We start from the raw sequence: 17,740 nt of genomic DNA, 5'->3' as shown, positions 1-17,740 counted from the left end.
CCTCGAACGCGATGGATGTTTACGCTCGCATAGGCTGGAATTTGAAGCGCCTGCGCAAGGAGCGGGGCATCACACAGGAAGATTTCGCGACCGACAGCGGATTTGATCGCGGCTACATCAGCGGCGTTGAACGCGGAGTTCGCAATCCGTCAGTAAAGGCGCTCGCCAGGATTGCGGATGCTCTGAAGGTCGACGTGGCCGAACTGTTCGATGCGGCGAATGCAGCGGAGTTCGCCAGAGGGCACCATACCCAAGTATAGCTTGTTCAGACCGCGCTCGCGGGATTGCACATTCGTGCTAGCTGAAGCAAATTCAGACCATGAATGGTAATCAGCTTCGAATGAGGCGTATCCGTCGCGATGTGCGCCACATCATCTGGATGTCGGCCTTCACTTCTGCTGGCGTGCTAATGCTCTTAGTAGATGCGGTCGTACGCTGACGGTCTTCGTCATGAAGTATGCATAGGCGGTCCAATCCCACAACCCCAGAATCCTGCCATTTTCAGTGCAATTCCCTTGTCGAGGCGCGTCTTTTCCATAGGAAATAGTTCCCAACAACTTCAAAGGTTTGGAACAATGGAAGGGACAAAATCGAAGGCATCCAAAGTGCCCCAAATGATTGTCGACATGATGGGCGATCATTTCCTAGAGGTCGCCCGACACCTCCGCGACACGCAGAAAAATCACCCTGAGGATTTCAGGTCCGTCGCCAAGCAACTGAAGATCGGCATCCGCAAGGCATATAACCTCGCCCAGATCAGCCGCACATTCGATGATCTCAGCGTTCCGATCGAGCGGCTCAGGCGGATCGGCTGGACCAAGCTCGCACTGCTCTCCTCCTATGTCGACGCGGACAATATCGACATGCTGCTCGCGAAGGCGGCGGACTCCACGGCGCATGAACTCAAAATGTATCTGCAAGGCAACGAGTTCGACCCCGAAGGCAAAACCGTTGTCCTCCACCTCGACGGTGAGCAATACACAGCGTTCGAGCAGGCGCTCCTGAAGGCGGGTGCAGTGCCGCATTCCAGGGGCCTGTTGAATAAAGAGGAAGCGCTGATCGCCTTGCTCACCGCTAGTCTTTCGTCCTGACTCCCATCCCCGCCAGACGATCAAACGCGGCGACATGGAACGCGCTTTGGCCCAGTCGGTTCACGCAGGCTTGATCTGTCTGGCGGGTTCAGCATCCTTGGCACTCATCACCAACGGAAGGCGAACCCATGAACAGCAACATTCAACCCAGCCCCTCCCTGGAGGATATCGACGAGTATTTCACCGCAGTTTATGTGTCAGAGCAACTCGACCGCCTCGAAGGTCTGGTGCGGGAGCACGGCGCGGACGAAGACATGCTCGTGGCCCTTGGAATTCTGCGAGAGGACAATGAATTCCTGACATGCCCCGTCCTGGAGCAGATGAACCGAGAAGGCCGGTTGTAATCGCATCGCTTGCCCCTGAGAATGATGGCGGCGCGCTGCCGCCGCCCGCGTCGCCGACAAAGGCGGGGAGACCAACTGGGGCACAGCGTGTCCCGCCCCGAATTTTCTTGATGATTTCCGCCCATTCCTGATCATTATGCCCAACCACCAACGCCGCCGACGAGGCGCCGAGGTGGTTGTCAGGCGATGATCCGCTGCCTTTCGGCAGCGTAATCGTGCAGCCCAGCAGTCTCCTCCCGGTGGCGTGGCCCATTGGTAGAAGGAGACCCAAGATGCTCAATCTCAGCCGCAGGAAGGTCGCTGCACCCGCTAGGCCCCTGCCTACTCTCACGCCCGGCGAAGTCATCGCTATGCCCGTCGAACTGCTGACGGTGCCGCAGGCGGCGCAGTTCGCTAGCGTGTCACATCCCACTATCCGTCGCTGGATACGCGATGAGGGCCTTCGATCCTTTCAGCCCAAGGAAAAAGGCCGGATCAGGATCGACAAGATTGACCTCATCAAGTTCCTCAAAGGCGAGGCGATCTGATCCTTGTGAATACCCCAAATAACTACAGCCAAGGAATAATGTAGAAGGGGTTTCACTAATTTTCACGTTTGATCAGCGGTGAGTAACAATGCACACGAATGACCATAACAATCAGCAATCAGGGCCTCAAAAATCGCTCCTGACCTTGGAGCAGCTGCGCGACTACCTTCTCGAATGCAACCTCAGCGATGTGGAACGTACCCAGCTGCGTTCTGCAGTCAAGCGCGCCGATGAACTTGTTGGCCACGGCCTGCTCGACCTGCCCGCCAACCAGCGTACGCTCTTCGAGAAATTGGATCGCTTGTCGCCCGCTATGGCGGGCATGAGCGAGCAATCCTACGCCAACATGAAGTCAAGGCTGCGCAAGGCATTTCGGCTGGCGCAGGGGCGTCTTCATAATCCCCGCTCCCGCTTCCCGCTCACTGGCGAATGGGGCGCGCTTCAGAAAACGCTCGACGTAAAGATGCAGCGTGCGACCTCGCGCCTCTTCCACTTCGTCGCCGAGCTGGGAGTCATGCCCCGCCATATGTCGGATGCGGTCATTGAACGCTTCGTGACCCATCTGCGTGACGAAGCCATGATCGGGGACTGGGAGCGCGTCGTCAGCAACAGCATCAAGGCGTGGAACCGGTTGGCAGCCTCCCAGGAAGACCTGCCGGCGCTGATGCCTCCGCCTCCCAAGCGAACCAGCTATTGGATTGCCCAGACGGAATGGTCGGGAAAACTGGCGGTGGAACTTGATGCCTTCACCACCTGGCTGGGCTCAACGTATGATTCCGGCCGAAAACGCAAAAAACCGCTGAAGCCGGGCACCATCCAGCAATATCGGCACAATGTGGCAATCAGCGTATCGGCCCTTGTCCATACTGGCGTCCCCATGACAGACCTCGCCGCGCTTGCTGATGTCGTTCGCCCAGAACGTGTCGATCAGGTCTTGCACTATCTGTACGCCCGCGCGGAAGGCACTGTTACACCGCTAATGTTCCAGTTGGCGCTGCGCGCGCGGGTTGTCGCCCGCTGGTGCGATCTGTCGCAGCAGGACCTGGATGGCCTTGACGAGATAGTTGAGGAACTAAAGGAACAGTATGAGCCGAGGCGAGGCATGACGGTGAAGAACCGGAAGCTGCTGGACCGTTTGGAGGATCAGCGCTTTGCCGACCAGGTGCAGTTGCTGCCGTTCATCCTGCTCGAGCGGGCTCTTAAGAACCCTGACAAACCCTGGGCGCCAGCACTGGTCCGCACCGCCATGGCGACCGAAGTCCTGCTCGTATGCAGTGTTCGTCGCGCCAACCTCATCGACTTGGAACTCGGCAAATCAATCCGCAAGATCGGCCACGGCAAGGATGCCTTCTGGATCACCGAGCACGACAGCGAGGAAGTGAAGAACGACCAGGACCTGCGGTTCAGGCTGCCGGATCAGACCGTTGAGCTGTTGGAATTGTATCTTCGGGACTGGAGGCCGAAGCTGTGCCCGAACCCGTCATCGCCTTGGCTATTCCCGGCATCCGATGGGGCCTGCCTTGATCCCAGGACCATGGCTCATGCAGTTGGGGCTCAGTCAAAGCGGGTGCTGGGCGTGGCCATCACGCCGCATCAGTTCCGGCATATCTCTGCGGCCCTGTGGCTGAAGGACAACCCCGAGGGCATATTCACGATCAGCCAGCATCTCGGGCACCGGGATATCAACACGACGCGGCGTTATTACGCTCCCTCGCAGCAACGGCAGGCATCGCGTCACTTCCAGGAGCACATCCTGCGCAGCCGTGAAACCGCTCGAATGAGGATCAAACGCACGAAGCGCCGTAAGGGCGGCAGTGGCGGCTTCAATGAAGGGGGAGACCTGCTGTGAGTATTCCCCTGTGCATCAAGCGCGCCGTTTGGCCCCCAATCGACCAATTGCGCTATCGCGAAGCCCGCGAGGTCTCTAGCTTTCGCGGCGGTCGAAAGCCTGCCCGCAAATGGAGCCCCGCCCGCTGTCGCAATGTCGAGCAAGGCTATGGCCAGTGGGTTTCCTTTCTCACCCGTAATGGCTGGCTGGACGCCGAGGCCCCTCCCGAAACACGGGTGACGCCCGATCGAGTCCGCCTGTTCGCGCTTCAGCTGCAGGATCGGGTGTCATCGTGCAGCGTGGCGATGATCTTCGAGGGCTTTGCCCGCATGATCATGGTCATGGCTCCTGACCGTGACTGGACCTGGCTGCGAATCCTAGTCACCGACCTCAAGGCCATCGCGAGGCCGGAAAAGGACAAGCGTGGTCACATGGTTGACGCTCGTCAGCTTCTGGCGCTGGGCGTCGATCTCATGGACCAGGCGCTGGAGATGGGTGATCGCTATCATGCCGCAACCTGCATGCGGGATGGCCTGATCATCGCGGTTCTGACCAGTTGCCCGATGAGGATCGGGAACCTGACGGCTATCGAGATCGGACGGCATCTGTTGTTCGATGACGATCGCTATTGCCTCTCCTTCACCGAGGCGGAAACCAAAACAGCTCGCCCCTATCAGGCAGAACTGTCTCCAGCGCTCAACCCATATATCGACATCTGGCTACGGGATTACAGACGCAGGCTGTTGGCGCGCAGCGATGGCGTGAAGACGGATCGGCTCTGGATCGACCGCTGGGGCGGTCCGATGGGTGATGGACCGATTCGCGCCCAGATCGAGAAGCGCACGAAAATCGCCTTCGGCCGTCATGTCTGGCCGCATCTGGCTCGCAGCATCGCAGCGACCAGTTTCGTCGATCATGACCCTGCCATGGTGGCGCTGGTATCGGAACTGCTCGGGCATAGCGACCAGCGGACTGCCCACAAGCACTACATCCTTGCCGACGCTGCTCGCGCCCATGCGGCTGTGCAGGCGGCGCTGGAGGCGCGGAGAAGAGCTGCTTTGGTTCGGCTGAAGGAGCGTCGTCATGCGTGAAGACTATGCGCAATCATGTGCAATCGAGCACAAAGGTGATCACGCCTCTCGCGCTAACGGGACAAGCCTTATCCCACTGGAAAAATTGGGTCTTGGTTGCATGAGGGCGTTGCCCGTAGACAATGGGAGATGGACGCCCAGCCCGCCTCCTGCCCCGTATCGAAGGGCCGCCTTGCGCCGAAGCGCAGTGGCCGGATCGTCATCCGGCGCAAGCGGACTGTGTCTCCACCGCCGGTCAGGCAAGCCAGCGGCGAGCAAGCTGTGGTCAGTGACTTTTCGGCGGCGATGCCGGTGTTGCGCGACGAAGTGGCGATCCTGCGCGCCTATCTTGGCAGGGAGATCGACGCGATCCTCTTCGACCAGGAGTAACCGCCCATGACCCGCGCGGCGATCTATGTCCGCGTGTCGACAGCCCGGCAGGCCGAGCGAGACCTGTCGATCCCCGATCAGATCGCCCAGTGCCGCATATGGTGTCAGCGGCAAGGCATCGAGGTCGTTCAGGTCTTCTCCGAGCCTGGAGCGTCCGCGCTCGATGAGGACCGCCCTGTTTTCCAGGAAATGATCCATACCGCCAAGCGGACGGATAAGCCCTTCGATCTCGTGGTGGTGCATTCGCTGAGCCGGTTCAGCAGGGATTCGCTGCACTCCGAACTCTACGTCCGGGAACTCAGGAAGGCCGGGGTCGAGCTGGTATCGATCACACAGGAGGTCGGCCAGGACCCGACCGGCGAAATGTTCCGCAAGCTGCTGCATATCTTCGACGAACATCAGAGCCGCGAGACAGCGAAACACGTTCATCGCGCCATGCTGGAGAATGCCCGCCAAGGCTTCTGGAACGGCTCACGGCCGCCCTATGGCTATGGCGTCGAGATCGCCGAACGGCGGGGCAGCAAGGACAAGAAGGTGCTCGTTGTCAACGACGCTGAGGCGCGCGTTGTTCGCATGATTTTCGATATGGCTGCAGGTGTGGAAGGCCGGCCCATGGGTGTGAAAGCCATCGCCACCTGGCTCAACGAGCGCGGCATATTGCGGCGGGGACGCAGGTTCTCAACCGGAGGCGTCCATGCCATCTTGACGGCGAGCACCTATCATGGGCAGCATTACTTCAATCGCACCGACAGCCGGAATGACCGGCCCCGCCCACCCTCCGAATGGATACCGCTCGCCGTCCCCGCGATCATCGACGAGAAGACCTTCAACGCCGCACAGGCGCTGCTCCAAAGCCGCGCGCCTAAGCGGGTGGCGCCGCGCCTGGTCAACACGCCGACGCTGCTGGCCGGAGTGGCCCGATGCGGTCACTGCGAGGCTGCATTGATCCAGAACACCGGCAAGGGTGGGCAGTATCGCTATTACTGCTGCTCGCGCCGCCTCAAGGAAGGCCCCTTCGGCTGCAAGGGGCTGCGTATGCCGATGGACAAGCTAGATGGCATTGTGATCGGCGAGGTGACGAAGCAGATATTGCAGCCCGAGCATCTCGTCGGCCTGCTCGGCGACTATCTGCGCACGGCGATCGAACGCGAGGATCGCAATCGCGATCGACTGCGGCAGATGCGCCAGGATCACAAGGAAGCCGAAGCAGGTATCGCCCGACTGCTCGAACTGGTCGAAAAAGGGTTGATGGATGCCGAGGACGCATCCATGCGCGAGCGACTGGTCAATCTCCGGTTCCGGCGCGATGAACTCGCCGAACAGATTTCTGATCTCACCCGCCGCCTCGCCATGGCCGAACCTGTGATCACGCCAGCGAAGATCGAGAAGCTGGCGCTACTCCTCCGCGACAAGCTGCATCACGGCCCGCCCGATCTGCGCCAAGCATATGCCCGGCTGCTGCTAAGCGAGGTGCGCGTAAATGACCGGGAAATCCGCATCAGCGGCTCCAAAGCCGTGCTGGCCCGGAGTGCTGCAGCGGGCGTGGCCAAAACCACGCCCGCAGTTCTCTCTTTTGTTCGAGAATGGTGCGCCCGACAGGATTCGAACCTGTGGCCCCCAGATTAGGAATCTGATGCTCTATCCTGCTGAGCTACGGGCGCGCCGCGGTTCGTTTAGCGGGGCGGGGCGCGAAGCGTCAACTTGCGTGTCAATTAGCCGCATCGGGCGGCGCGATGGGCACGAGCAGCGGCATCGCGGCGATGCCGTCGTCGCGAAGTGCCTGCGCCTCCTCGGGCGAGGCCTGGCCGTGGATCAGATTCTCTGCCGCGCGGCCCTCGTGCATCGCGCGCGCCGCATCGGCGAAATCGCGGCCGACCCAGCGCGACTGCGGCAGCATTTCGGCTTGCTTCGCCGCGATGTCGGCGATGAGCTTGCGCATCATTTCGGGCGATGGTTCGCCCGTCTGGGCGGAAACCGCAGGCTGGACCGCGCCGCCCGCCGCCTGCCGGTTCGATTTCGCGCCGACGCGCGGCGCCATCACCGCCTTCTCCACCTCGGCATCGCCGCACACCGGGCAAGCGATCAGCCCGCGCGCCTGCTGGTCGGCGAAGCTCCCGCTGCTCGCGAACCACGCCTCGAACCGGTGATCGCCGGCGGAGCAACGGAGGTCGAAGACGATCATCTCAGCCGAGCCCGAGCAGTGGGTCGAGCCCGCCGCGCGCGTCGAGCGCCGCGAGATCGTCGCTGCCGCCGATGTGGCGGCCGTCGATGAATATCTGCGGCACCGTGCGGCCGCCATTCGCGCGCTCGACCATCGCGGCAAAGCCCGCGCGGTCCATCGTCACGTCGATCTCGCGATATTCCGCCCCCTTGCGGTCGAGCAGCGCCTTCGCGCGCGTGCAATAGGGGCAGAGGAACTTGGTATAGACTTCGATCGTCGCCATGCGGCTATCCTGTCATCCTTTCGCTCTGCATATCGGAATCCAGCGCGGCAAAGTCAAATAGGTTGCCGGTTGCCGCATCGGGCACCACCCGCGCCCAGCAGAGCGCCGAAACCCGCGCCGCGCCGCTTCGCCGGAGAATCCGCGCCGCGGCGCGCAGCGTCGCGCCGCTCGCATGGACGTCGTCGATCAGGATCAGATGACGCCCCCGCGCCCTTTCCTTCGCGCCGGGCGCCAGCGCGAAAGCACCTGCGACGATGCGCGCCCGCTCGCGCTTTCCCTTGCCGCGCATCGGCGGCGTGGCTTTCACCCGCAGCAGCAGGTCATGATCGTGCGGCACGCCGCTCAGCCGCGTCAGCGCGTCGGCGACCAGCGCCGCCTGGTTGAAGCCGCGCGACCACAGCCGCCAGCGATGGAGCGGCACGGGGACGAGCAGCGCCTCCCCCTCGCCCGCCAGCGCGCGCAGCGGGGCCAGCATCAGCCCCGCCATCAGCCGAGCGTGACCGACGCGGCGCCCATATTTCAGCCGCAGCGCGACGGTGCGCGCGGCGGGGCCATAGGCGACCGCGGCGGGCGCGCCTTCGAAAGGCGGCGGGTCGGCGAGGCAGGCACCGCATTCGAGATCGCCGCCGGGCACCGCCGAAGGCAGCGGGATCGAGCAGCGCGCGCAAGCCGGTCCGCCCAGAAAATCGAGCGAGGACCAGCAATCGAGGCAGAATTGCCGATCCGCACCGACGATCGTTCCGCATGCGGGGCAGCGCGGCGGCAGCGCATAATCGACGATCGCCCGGCCCGCCTGTCGCATGCCGTGCCGCAGCCGTGCGCCCGGCGGCATCCGACTGCCCGCTTCCTCCCCCTCGGTCGCCATGCCGGACTTGTGAAGCAAGGCGCGAGGCGGCACAAGCGCCCGCATGCCGGAAACCCCTGCCCCGCTCTTCTCCCCAGCCCGCCACCGCGCCCAGCGCGACCGGATGGCGCGCCTGCCCGCAGAGGCCAATTTCCTTGCCCCGATCATCGCCGAGACGCTGCTCGACCGGCTGTCGATGGTGACGCGCGACTTTTCGCGCGCCCTGCTGATCGGCGCGCACGATGCCGCGCTGGCCGACCATCTGCGCGCCGCCGGCACCCGGCTGACCATCCTCGAGGCAGGGCCGCGCCTCGCGGCGGAAAGCAGCGCGATTCCGGGCGAGGCCGATGCGGTCGATCTGCCGTTCGCCAGCTTCGACCTGATCGTCTGGCCGGGCGGGCTCGACAGCGTCAACGACGTGCCCGGCGCGCTGCTACGCCTGCGCGCGCTGCTCGCACCCGACGGGCTACTGCTTGGCGCCTTCGTCGGCGACGGCAGCCTCCAGCGCCAGCGCCGCGCGGTGATGGCCGAGGGCGTGCGGCCGATCGCGCGGCTGCACCCGCAGATCGATCTCGCGGCGATGGGCAATCTGCTCCAGCGCACCGGTTTCACCATGCCCGTCGTCGACGTCGAGGCGCTCACCGTGCGCTACGGCGACTGGTTCGCGCTGGTGCGCGATCTGCGCGCCGCCGGGCTCGCGAGCCGCCTTTCCCCCGCGCCGCCGCCGCTGACGCGCGAGGAGGCTGCGCGGATCGCCGCCGCCTTCGCGGCGCAGGCCGATCCCGACGGCCGGGTAGCCGAGCAATTTCGCCTGATTCATTTCAGCGGCTGGACGCCGCATCCCGACCAGCCCCGCCCCGCCCGGCGCGGCAGCGGCACCGCGTCGCTTGCCGAAGCGCTCAAGCCGAAGCGGTAGTCGTCAGACGAGCGCTTCGAGAAGGCCAATGAGCGGCTTGTCGGCGGGCGGCATGGCGAGCCCATGGAGTTCGACCGGTCGCACCCAGCGCAGCGCGCTCGCGTGGATGGCCTGCGGCGTGCCGCGCCATTTGCGGCAGACATAGAGCAGCAACAGCAGATGGCGGTCTTCCAGCGCGTCGCTCGCGAAACAGGCGGGAGCGAGGCAGGCCGCTTCGACATCGATCGCCAGTTCTTCGCCGAGCTCGCGCACCAGCGCCGCCTCGGGCGTTTCGCCGGGCTCGATCTTGCCGCCGGGAAATTCCCACAATCCGGCCATGGACTTACCCTCGGGGCGCTGCTGGACGAGCAGCCGGCCGTCGCCGTCAACGAGCGCCACGGCGACCACAATGAGACAGTTTCCCGCGGGTTTGGGGGGTATGAGCGCGGCCAAATTGTTAACCTTCCTGTGCGACGATCGGACCTCGGGAACTATAATGTCAGCAGGGGCGGAGCAATGGAGATGATGGCAGGGCTGATGCGGTCGACCAGGGCCGCGACGGCCGTCGAATATGGGCTGATTCTGGCCCTGATCTTTCTGGCGGCGAGCGTCGCCGTGGCCGGCGTGGGCGAGAAAACGATCAAGATGTGGACCAATGTCGCAACGACGACGGGCGCTGTCCTTTAACGGGACTCGAACCCCCCGCAATCGGCGGCACGACATTAAGAAATTCAAAACCAATTCCCCGTAGAACGCCGATGTTGACCACGACCAGACCGTCAACAGGGTAAGTGACTTATCAGGAGACCAGACATGAAATTCATCAAGAAGTTCGTTCGCGACACCAAGGCCGCGACCGCCATCGAATATGGCCTGATCGCCGCTCTGATCGCCGTCGCCGGCATCACCGCGATGACCTCGGTCGGTGAGGGTGTCAGCAAGACGTTCGACAACGTCGCGACCAACCTCGGCGAATAACGGACTTTGTTTCCCGGGTTTCCGGGAGACAAACCTCAAGAAAGGGGCGGTGGCATCCACCGCCCCTTTTATTGTCCGCCGCGCCTCAGCGGCTGGCGTAGACGACCAGCTTGACCTTCTGGCCCGGCGTCAGCCGGCTGTTCGCGGCGAGGCGATTGAGCACCTGGAACCGTTCCGACGGATAGTCGCTATAGGCCATGCGCCGCGCGAGGCTCGCGACCGTGTCGCCGCTTTTCACCGTCACCACGTCGATGCGCCGCGGCCGGATCGCCGCCGCCTCGCTCGCGCTCAGCCGCCGCAGGCTGGTGAACATCGGGTTGAAGGTTCCCGCGCCGCCTGCCTTCGTCAACGCGACGAAGTGGAAGGCGCTGTTCCGCGCGAATTCATAGGCGAAGACGGTGACGTCGACCTGCCCCGACTGGCTGTTCGCGCGCACCGTCGAATAATAAGCGGGAATGCCGTTCACCGTCGTGCGCTGGATGTTGCCCGGCGTCAGATTGGCGTCGCCGCCCACCGCCTTGAACACCGACGCGATATAGGCGTTCATGTCGCCGCTATAGGGGCCGGTCGAAAATTGCGCCTGCCCGCCGTTGCCGCTGATGCTGACCGCGCTCGTCCCGTTCTGCATCCCGTAACCGTTCGGCACCGAAAAGCTGAGTCGCAGGTCGGGGTGGAGAAACTGGCGTCCCTCGACCACCCCCTGCGCCGGGTCATCGCCATAGAGAACGCCGTCGACCGAGGCCATGAAGGCGTCGGCGTTGCGCACGCCGCCGGTGCCGGCGCGGCCGGCGAGCGTCTGCGCGTTGCGGACCCGCGACGCGGGATCGGGGTGGGTGCTCGCCCATTCGGGCAACGCGCGGGCGTCTCCGCCGGCGAGCCTCGCTTCGAGGTTCGTCTGGTTGGCGAGGCTTGCGAGCACGGTCGAAAGCGCCATCGGATCATAGCCCGCGCTCTTCAGATACTGGACGCCCAGCTGGTCGGCCTGAAGTTCCTGGCTGCGCGAAAAGCCGAGCGTGGCAAGCTGCGCGACCTTCATGGCATTATTCTGGAGCAACCCGCCGAGCGAGCCGAGCAGCCCGCCATTGTCGCCGATCGCGCTGCCCAGCACCGCGCCGAGCACGCCCAGGATGCTGTTCTGCGTCGCGCGCGACTGGCGCTTCTTGCTGTGCTGCGCCGCGACATGGCCGACTTCGTGGCCGAGCACGCCCGCGAGTTCGGCCTCGTCGTTCATCAGCGCCATCAACTGGCGGGTGACATAGATATAGCCGCCGGGGATCGCGAAGGCGTTGTTCACCGGCGAATTGAGCAGCGTGACGGTGAAATCGCTGCGCGCGTTCGACATTCCCGACTGGACGGCGATATTCTGCCCGACGCGGGTGACATAGGCGGCCTGCGGCCCTGCATAGGCGCCGCCGAATTCCTGCAAGAGCTGCGGATGCGCCTCGGCGCCCTGCTGGCGTTCCGACGCAGTGATGCTGTTCGCGGTCTTGATCGTCTTGGTCTTGGCGGCGGCGGGCTCGCTGCCGCCGCCCACCATCAGCGCGCTCCCGGTCAGGACAGCCGCCATCGCCATTGTCGTCGTCGTCATGCGGCCCATCGGCGCGCCTCCCTTTTCTTCCCGTTCGAACTCGCCCTCGTGTTGGGAGGGTGTGACAGGAAACGCCAGCGGATGCGACCGGTTCCCGTCCTAAGCCCGCCCCATCGCGAGGAATTTCTCTTCGCGCGACGACAATAGCGCGTCACGCGGCAGGCTCGACAGCGCATCGAGTTCGGCCGCGATCGCGTCGCCGAGCGCCTTGATCGCCACGTCGGGCGCGCGATGCGCGCCGCCGACCGGCTCGGGGACGATGCTGTCGATCACGCCGAGCGCGAGCAGATCCTCGGCCGACATCTTCATCGCCGCCGCGGCTTCGGGCGCCTTGTCCGACGTGCGCCAGAGGATCGACGCGCAGCCTTCGGGCGAGATCACCGAATAGACGGCATGTTCGAACATGAGCACGCGGTTCGCCGCGGCGAGCGCAATCGCGCCGCCCGATCCGCCCTCGCCGACGACCGCCGCGACCATCGGCACGCCGAGCGCGAGGCATTGTTCGGTCGAGCGCGCGATCGCCTCGGCCTGGCCGCGTTCCTCGGCCTGGATGCCGGGAAAGGCGCCCGAGGTGTCGACCAGCGTCACCACCGGCAGCCCGAAGCGGTCGGCGAGCTGCATCAGGCGGATCGCCTTCCTGTAGCCCTCGGGCTTCGCCATGCCGAAATTATGCTTCATGCGCGACGGGATATCGTCGCCCTTTTCGTGCCCGATCACCATCACGCGGCGGCCGCGGAAGCGCGCGAGCCCGCCGAGGATCGCCTGGTCATCGCCGAAATTGCGGTCGCCAGCGAGCGGCATCCAGTCGTCGAACAGGCCCGCGACATAATGTTTGAAATGCGGCCGGTCGGGGTGGCGCGCGACCTGCGTCTTTTGCCACGGCGTCAGCTTCGCGTAGATTTCGCGCAGCATTTTCGAGGATTTGGCCTCGAGCCGTGCGACATCATTGTCGATGTTGAGCGTGGGGTCGTCCCCCATCTCGCGCAATTCGGCGATCTGCCTATCGAGCGCGGCGACCTGTTTTTCGAAATCCAGAAAGGCTGTCATGCCGAATCGCTAGGCGGATGGCGCTTCGACGTCAACGCTCGCCGCACCGACATCCATCCGTGCGAGCGGATGGCGGCGGTTGACCAGCTCGACGAGGCGGCGGCTGTCGACATGGGTGTAGATTTCGGTCGTCGCGATGTCGGCATGACCGAGCATCAGTTGCAACGCGCGCAGGTCGGCACCGCCCTCCAGCAGATGGGTGGCAAAAGCGTGGCGCAGCACATGCGGGCTGACCGATTGCGGGTTGACCCCCGCGCGGCCCGCGAGGTCGCGGAGCATCTGGAACAGACGCACCCGCGACACATGCCCCTTGCCCGACGGAAACAGCCAAGCCGACCCCTCGGCGAGCAGCGGCAGCCAGCGGTCGAACGCGACGCGAGCGCGTTCCGACAGCGGCACCAGCCTTTCCTTGTCGCCCTTGCCGCGCACGATCAGAAACGCCCGCTCGCCCGCGATCGCGCGGCGCGGCAGCGACACGAGCTCACTCGCGCGCAGCCCCGAACCGTAGAGCAGTTCGAGCAGCAGCAGCAGGCGGATCGCGGCCGCGGGGGGCGCCTCGCCTTCGGCTTCCTCCCCCGCCTGCGCGAACAGCCTTTCGACGTCATCATGGGTCAGGATGCGCGGCAGCGGCCGCCGCGTCGCCGGGCGCGCGATGTCGAGCGCGGGATTATCCGCCCGTTCGCCCTCGTCCTGCAGGAAAGCGAAATATTGGCGGAGCGCCGACAGCTTGCGCGCCGCGCTGCTCGCCGCCAGCGAAGCGTAACCGGCCATGATCTTCCGCAGCACCGCCGGCGTCGCCGCGGCCAGGCGCCCGCCGGCGAGCGCCGACGCCTGGTCGAGGTCCCGGCGATAGGCGGCGAGCGTGTTGCGCGCGGCGCCGCGTTCGGCCGCCATCATTTCCAGAAACCGCTCGATCGTCGCGCTGTCGGTCGCGTCCATCGGCCGCGCGGGATCAGACCCGCACCAGCGCTTCGGCGGCGATCATTCGCGCCTCAGCCTCAAGCCCGACGTCACGGAGGGCGCGCACGATGTGATAGAGATGATAGGGCGGCATCTTCGCCCATTCGCCCTGCATGCCGGTGGCGGCGAGCAGCGCGACCATGCCCGGCTCGCGGCGCTCGGCGGCGAGGTCGATCGCGCGTGTCCAGCGGGTCTGGCGCCCGAGGTCGGTGCCGAGATCCTGCGCCGCCGATGCGGCGTCCCCCGCATCGATGCGCCCGAGTCCCGCAAGCCCGGCGAGCAGCAATTTCGACCGAAGCTGGTCGGGGCTGTCGTCGCCGTCCGCGAACTTGCCGACGCGGCCGGTGCTGGTCCCATTGAGCGGGCGCGGCGAGCCGACGGCAAGCACACCCCAGGCGCGCGTGCCGACATTGACCTCGGGCACCCAGGCCATCGCGTTGCGGTCGTAACCGCCCGCGAGCATCGAGCCGACAAGCTGCCAGGGGTCGTCGCCGACCTCGGTCCCCGTCGGCAGCGCGGCGGCGGCGCGCGCGGTCGCGATCAGCGCGGCATAGCGCTGCGCGGCGCTTCCCGCCCCATTCCACAAACTCCCCATCGCCGTGTAGCGATCGACGGCGTTCGCCGCCCGATAGGCGCTGCGCAGCGTCTCGGTCTGCGCCGCGAGCGCCTCAGTCGGTTCCGCCTCGCTCGCCGCGGCGCTGAGCAGCGACACATAGGCTTCGCTCGACAGCACGCCGCGCGCCGCCGCATCGGGGGCTGCCGCAACGCGGTCGGCCATGTCGGTCATCGGCGCGAGCACCGTCCAGCCGCGCATATAGGCAGGCTCCGACGCGCGAAGCTCGGCCGGAACCGGAATCGCCGTCGCCGTGGCCATGCCGAAGCGCCAGTTCGTCAGCCGGTCGACATTGTCCCATTCGATCGTCGTCGAACGGCGGCCGGCGCCGGTCGCGCCGAGCACGCGCTCGGCGAGCAATATGTCGAAATTGGCGATCTTCCCGCTCGACCGCACGCGGCCGATCGCCCAGCCGGCGGGGCCGGCCTCGCCCGACAGGCCGGCGCAGATCGCCGCCGAGAGCCGCCACGTCTGTTCGTCGCCGTGCGCCAGCCCCGCGGGGACATAGGGGCACAGGCCCGCCGGATCGGCGGTGGCAAGATAGGTCTGCTGCGCGACCGCGACGAGACGCTGGCTCGCGCGGTCGTAGTCGACCGACTGGACGATCCGGCGCGCCGCGATCGATTCGCCCATGCGCAAGAGGAGCGCCGCGCGGTCGGCGGCCAGGTCGGCGCCGTTGATCGTCGCCGGCGTGTCGATCGCCGACGCCAGCGCGCGGCGCAGCAATATCTGCCCCCAGCGCGAGGCGAGCCGGCCGCTCGTGTTGCGCATGATCGCCGCGGCATATTGGCCGCGCACCCCGAACGCGTCGGGCGCAAGGCCGCCGGTTTCGGGCGTCAGCGGGCCGATGCGCGTCAGCAGGCGCCGCGCGCCGGGCGGAAGGTCGTATTTGAGCTGGCCCGATGCGCCCTCTTCCGCTTCGCCCTCTTCGGAATCGGCGTCGGTGGTGTCGGTGCCGGGGAGCGTCGCGGTGACCGGCGGCGCGAGCGGCGGCGCACCCTTCGGCGCCGCCGGAGCGCCCGCCTTCGGTGTCGGAGCCGGCGTCGGCGATGGGGTGGGCGCCGGAGCCGGCGCAGGCGACGGCGCGGGCGTGCCAAAACCCTCGGGCAGCAGCGATTCCTGCGCGACGACCGGAAGAACGAGCGCTGCGGCGAGCGCGCTCCCCGAGAGGCCAAGCGTCAGCGCGAGCAGCCTGTTCCTCATCGAGTCATGCTTTCGGTCGGCGCTGCCGCGGCAATCGTATCGGTCACATCCACCTCAATCATCTTCGGCTCGATCGGTCGGCCCAGGAACAGCAGCAATAGCCAGAAGGCGACGAGCAGCAAGGCCAGCACGACCAGTCGCCCGATCCACCGGCCTTTCCCCGATCTGTCCCTCGCGCGCAATATCCCTACGACCCTCGGTTATTCGTTCGCGCCGAAAACCATTGTTCCGCGCGGGCCCTTCGGTATAGCCGCGCGCACCATGACGCGAAACCCGAAAAGCCCCGGCCCCGCCATCGCGCCGTCGATCCGCGAGCGGTCGATCGTGCTCGTCGGGCTGATGGGGTCGGGCAAGTCGACGGTCGGCCGCCGCCTCGCGCAGCGGCTGGGCATGCCGTTCGCCGACGCCGACGACGAGATCGAGCGCGCCGCCGGCATGACGATCTCCGACATTTTCGCGCGCTTCGGCGAGGCGCATTTCCGCGACGGCGAGCGGCGAGTGATCGCGCGGCTGCTCACCGGGCGGCCGCATGTGCTCGCGACCGGCGGCGGCGCCTTCATCAACGACGAGACGCGGGCGCTGATCCTGAAGGACAGTCTCTGCGTCTGGCTCGACGCCGATATCCCGACTCTCGTCGAGCGCGTCGGCCGCCGCAGCCACCGCCCGCTGCTCAAGAACCGCGACCCCGGCGAGGTGCTGCGCGAGCTCGCGGCGGTGCGCAATCCCATCTATGCCGAAGCGCATCTGCGCGTCAGCTCGGCAAGTCATCCGCACGAACAGACGGTGCGCGCGATATTGGAGGTGCTTGCGACATGCAGCAACTGACCGTCGACCTCGGCACACGCAGCTATCCGATCCTGATCGGCGACGGGCTGCTGGGCGACATCGGCCGCCACGTCGCGCCGCTTCTCAAGCGCCCACGCACGATGATCATCACCGATGCCCATGTCGCGGATCCCTATCTTGCGCGCGTCGGCATGGCGCTCGGCGCCGAGGGCATTTCCTTTTCCTCCTTCGTGCTTCCGGCGGGCGAAGCGACCAAGAGCTGGGAGGGCCTCGCGCGCCTCACCGAATGGCTGATCGGCGAGGGCATCGAGCGCAGCGACCATGTCATCGCGCTGGGCGGCGGGGTGATCGGCGATCTGGTCGGTTTCGCGTGCAGCATCGTCAAGCGCGGCTGCTCCTTCATCCAGGTCCCCACCACCCTGCTCGCGCAGGTCGACAGCAGCGTCGGCGGCAAGACCGCGATCAATGTCGCGGCGGGCAAGAATCTGATCGGCGCCTTTCACCAGCCCGCGCTCGTCGTCATCGATCCGACGACGCTCGCCACGCTGCCGGCGCGCGAACTCGGCGCCGGCTATGCCGAAGTGGTCAAATATGGGCTGATCGACGACGCGGATTTCTTCGCCTGGTGCGAGGCGCATGGCGCGGCCCTGCTGAAAGGCGACGGCGAAGCCCGCGCGCACGCGATCGCGCACAGCGTCGCCGCGAAGGCGCGCATCGTCGCCGCCGACGAACGCGAGACGCAGGACGTGCGCGCGCTCCTCAACCTCGGTCACAGCTTCGGGCACGCGCTCGAAGCCGAAACCGGCTATTCGGATCGCCTCCTCCACGGCGAGGCGGTCGCCGCGGGCATGGTGCTCGCGCATCAATTCTCGGCCGCGAAAGGCCTGTGCGCGGCCGAGGATGCGGCGCGGGTGCGCGACCATCTCGCGAGCCTGGGCCTGCCGCACAGCCTCGCGAGCGCGGGGATCAACAGTGGCGGCGCCGCGCTCGCCGCGCATATGGCGCACGACAAGAAAGTGCGTGGCGGCAAGCTACCGCTGATCCTGACCCGCGGCATCGGGCGGAGCTTCGTCACCGAAGACTATGGACTCGATACGGTGGCCGAGTTTCTGGACGGCCAAGCCTGAGCGCC

Annotated in this window: 21 protein-coding genes, 1 tRNA gene and 1 pseudogene; 12 read left to right on the top strand and 11 right to left on the bottom strand. The window is 65.7% G+C overall.

Annotated features, from left to right (window positions below; all coding sequences use genetic code 11):
* The first annotated feature begins 41 nt into the window (after positions 1-41).
* From CD928_RS12215 to CD928_RS24035, 7 genes and pseudogenes are all read left to right on the top strand, one after another.
* Complete coding sequence (locus tag CD928_RS12215) at positions 42-260, top strand: helix-turn-helix domain-containing protein (RefSeq protein WP_255247135.1); 219 nt, start codon at positions 42-44, stop codon at positions 258-260.
* Positions 261-626: 366 nt separating this feature from the next.
* Positions 627-1,091 carry a hypothetical protein gene (locus CD928_RS12210; RefSeq protein WP_141237146.1) on the top strand — a complete coding sequence of 155 codons (465 nt, stop codon included), beginning with the start codon at positions 627-629 and terminating at the stop codon, positions 1,089-1,091.
* Between the two features lie 128 nt (positions 1,092-1,219).
* Entirely contained in the window at positions 1,220-1,435 is a 216-nt protein-coding gene (locus CD928_RS12205; RefSeq protein ID WP_095387304.1) for a hypothetical protein, read from the top strand.
* Positions 1,436-1,707: 272 nt separating this feature from the next.
* A complete protein-coding gene (locus CD928_RS12200) occupies positions 1,708-1,962 on the top strand; it encodes a helix-turn-helix domain-containing protein (RefSeq protein ID WP_095387303.1) in 255 nt (84 codons plus the stop codon).
* Between the two features lie 88 nt (positions 1,963-2,050).
* Positions 2,051-3,811: a site-specific integrase gene (locus CD928_RS12195; RefSeq protein ID WP_095387302.1), complete on the top strand. Its 1,761-nt coding sequence runs from the start codon at positions 2,051-2,053 to the stop codon at positions 3,809-3,811.
* Entirely contained in the window at positions 3,808-4,881 is a 1,074-nt protein-coding gene (locus CD928_RS12190) for a site-specific integrase (RefSeq protein ID WP_141237145.1), read from the top strand. Before CD928_RS12195 ends, CD928_RS12190 begins: the two co-directional genes overlap by 4 nt.
* Before the next feature lie 375 nt (positions 4,882-5,256).
* A pseudogene (locus CD928_RS24035) lies at positions 5,257-6,267 on the top strand (recombinase family protein); the annotation flags it as partial.
* 33 nt (positions 6,268-6,300) lie between these two features.
* On the opposite strand, the gene CD928_RS23825 reads toward CD928_RS24035, so the two are convergent.
* From CD928_RS23825 to CD928_RS12160, 5 genes are all read right to left on the bottom strand, one after another.
* Positions 6,301-6,444, bottom strand: a complete 144-nt coding sequence (locus tag CD928_RS23825; RefSeq protein WP_255247133.1) for a hypothetical protein — start codon at positions 6,442-6,444, stop codon at positions 6,301-6,303.
* A gap of 390 nt (positions 6,445-6,834) precedes the next feature.
* Positions 6,835-6,911, bottom strand: a tRNA-Arg gene (locus tag CD928_RS12175).
* A 47-nt stretch (positions 6,912-6,958) separates the two neighbouring features.
* A complete protein-coding gene (locus CD928_RS12170) occupies positions 6,959-7,432 on the bottom strand; it encodes a DUF1178 family protein (protein ID WP_095387300.1) in 474 nt (157 codons plus the stop codon).
* Between the two features lies 1 nt (position 7,433).
* On the bottom strand, positions 7,434-7,694 hold the full coding sequence (grxC, locus tag CD928_RS12165) for a glutaredoxin 3 (RefSeq protein WP_095387299.1): 261 nt from the start codon (positions 7,692-7,694) through the stop codon (positions 7,434-7,436).
* Between the two features lie 4 nt (positions 7,695-7,698).
* Positions 7,699-8,496, bottom strand: coding sequence for a ComF family protein (locus tag CD928_RS12160; protein ID WP_255247152.1), 798 nt, complete (start codon positions 8,494-8,496; stop codon positions 7,699-7,701).
* A gap of 106 nt (positions 8,497-8,602) precedes the next feature.
* On the opposite strand from CD928_RS12160, the gene CD928_RS12155 reads away from it, so the two are divergent.
* The gene (locus CD928_RS12155) at positions 8,603-9,454 is read left to right on the top strand and encodes a methyltransferase domain-containing protein (RefSeq protein ID WP_095387297.1); all 852 of its coding nucleotides are present in this window, start codon (positions 8,603-8,605) and stop codon (positions 9,452-9,454) included.
* A gap of 3 nt (positions 9,455-9,457) precedes the next feature.
* Here the strand turns inward: CD928_RS12155 and CD928_RS12150 are convergent, their stop codons facing one another.
* The gene (locus CD928_RS12150) at positions 9,458-9,841 is read right to left on the bottom strand and encodes a (deoxy)nucleoside triphosphate pyrophosphohydrolase (RefSeq protein ID WP_255247132.1); all 384 of its coding nucleotides are present in this window, start codon (positions 9,839-9,841) and stop codon (positions 9,458-9,460) included.
* 108 nt (positions 9,842-9,949) lie between these two features.
* Here CD928_RS12150 and CD928_RS12145 point away from each other — a divergent pair, with 108 nt between their 5' ends.
* Both CD928_RS12145 and CD928_RS12140 read left to right on the top strand, forming a co-directional pair.
* Positions 9,950-10,120: a Flp family type IVb pilin gene (locus CD928_RS12145; RefSeq protein ID WP_095387295.1), complete on the top strand. Its 171-nt coding sequence runs from the start codon at positions 9,950-9,952 to the stop codon at positions 10,118-10,120.
* A 126-nt stretch (positions 10,121-10,246) separates the two neighbouring features.
* Positions 10,247-10,411, top strand: a complete 165-nt coding sequence (locus CD928_RS12140) for a Flp family type IVb pilin (protein ID WP_095387294.1) — start codon at positions 10,247-10,249, stop codon at positions 10,409-10,411.
* Between the two features lie 85 nt (positions 10,412-10,496).
* Here CD928_RS12140 and CD928_RS12135 read toward each other — a convergent pair whose 3' ends face one another.
* The 5 genes from CD928_RS12135 to CD928_RS23820 form a co-directional block, all read right to left on the bottom strand.
* Entirely contained in the window at positions 10,497-11,948 is a 1,452-nt protein-coding gene (locus CD928_RS12135; protein ID WP_255247151.1) for a M48 family metalloprotease, read from the bottom strand.
* Positions 11,949-12,098: 150 nt separating this feature from the next.
* A complete protein-coding gene (locus CD928_RS12130; protein ID WP_095387293.1) occupies positions 12,099-13,046 on the bottom strand; it encodes an acetyl-CoA carboxylase carboxyltransferase subunit alpha in 948 nt (315 codons plus the stop codon).
* A gap of 9 nt (positions 13,047-13,055) precedes the next feature.
* Positions 13,056-13,985, bottom strand: coding sequence for a tyrosine recombinase (locus CD928_RS12125; protein WP_095387292.1), 930 nt, complete (start codon positions 13,983-13,985; stop codon positions 13,056-13,058).
* 13 nt (positions 13,986-13,998) lie between these two features.
* On the bottom strand, positions 13,999-15,822 hold the full coding sequence (locus CD928_RS12120; RefSeq protein ID WP_095387291.1) for a hypothetical protein: 1,824 nt from the start codon (positions 15,820-15,822) through the stop codon (positions 13,999-14,001).
* Entirely contained in the window at positions 15,819-15,953 is a 135-nt protein-coding gene (locus CD928_RS23820; RefSeq protein WP_255247131.1) for a hypothetical protein, read from the bottom strand. The genes CD928_RS12120 and CD928_RS23820 overlap by 4 nt, the downstream gene beginning before the upstream one ends.
* 130 nt (positions 15,954-16,083) lie before the next feature.
* Between CD928_RS23820 and CD928_RS12115 the strand changes: the two genes are divergently transcribed.
* On the top strand, positions 16,084-16,647 hold the full coding sequence (locus CD928_RS12115; protein ID WP_095387420.1) for a shikimate kinase: 564 nt from the start codon (positions 16,084-16,086) through the stop codon (positions 16,645-16,647).
* Positions 16,635-17,735 (top strand): 3-dehydroquinate synthase, encoded by a 1,101-nt coding sequence (gene aroB, locus CD928_RS12110; RefSeq protein WP_095387290.1) that lies wholly within the window; start codon positions 16,635-16,637, stop codon positions 17,733-17,735. Before CD928_RS12115 ends, aroB begins: the two co-directional genes overlap by 13 nt.
* Positions 17,736-17,740: the final 5 nt, after the last annotated feature.

It is taken from the genome of Sphingopyxis sp. GW247-27LB, from assembly GCF_002277025.1.
Classification (GTDB): domain Bacteria; phylum Pseudomonadota; class Alphaproteobacteria; order Sphingomonadales; family Sphingomonadaceae; genus Sphingopyxis.
The sequence above is the reverse complement of the archived record's forward strand: the minus strand, read 5'-3'. Positions and strand labels throughout refer to the sequence as shown.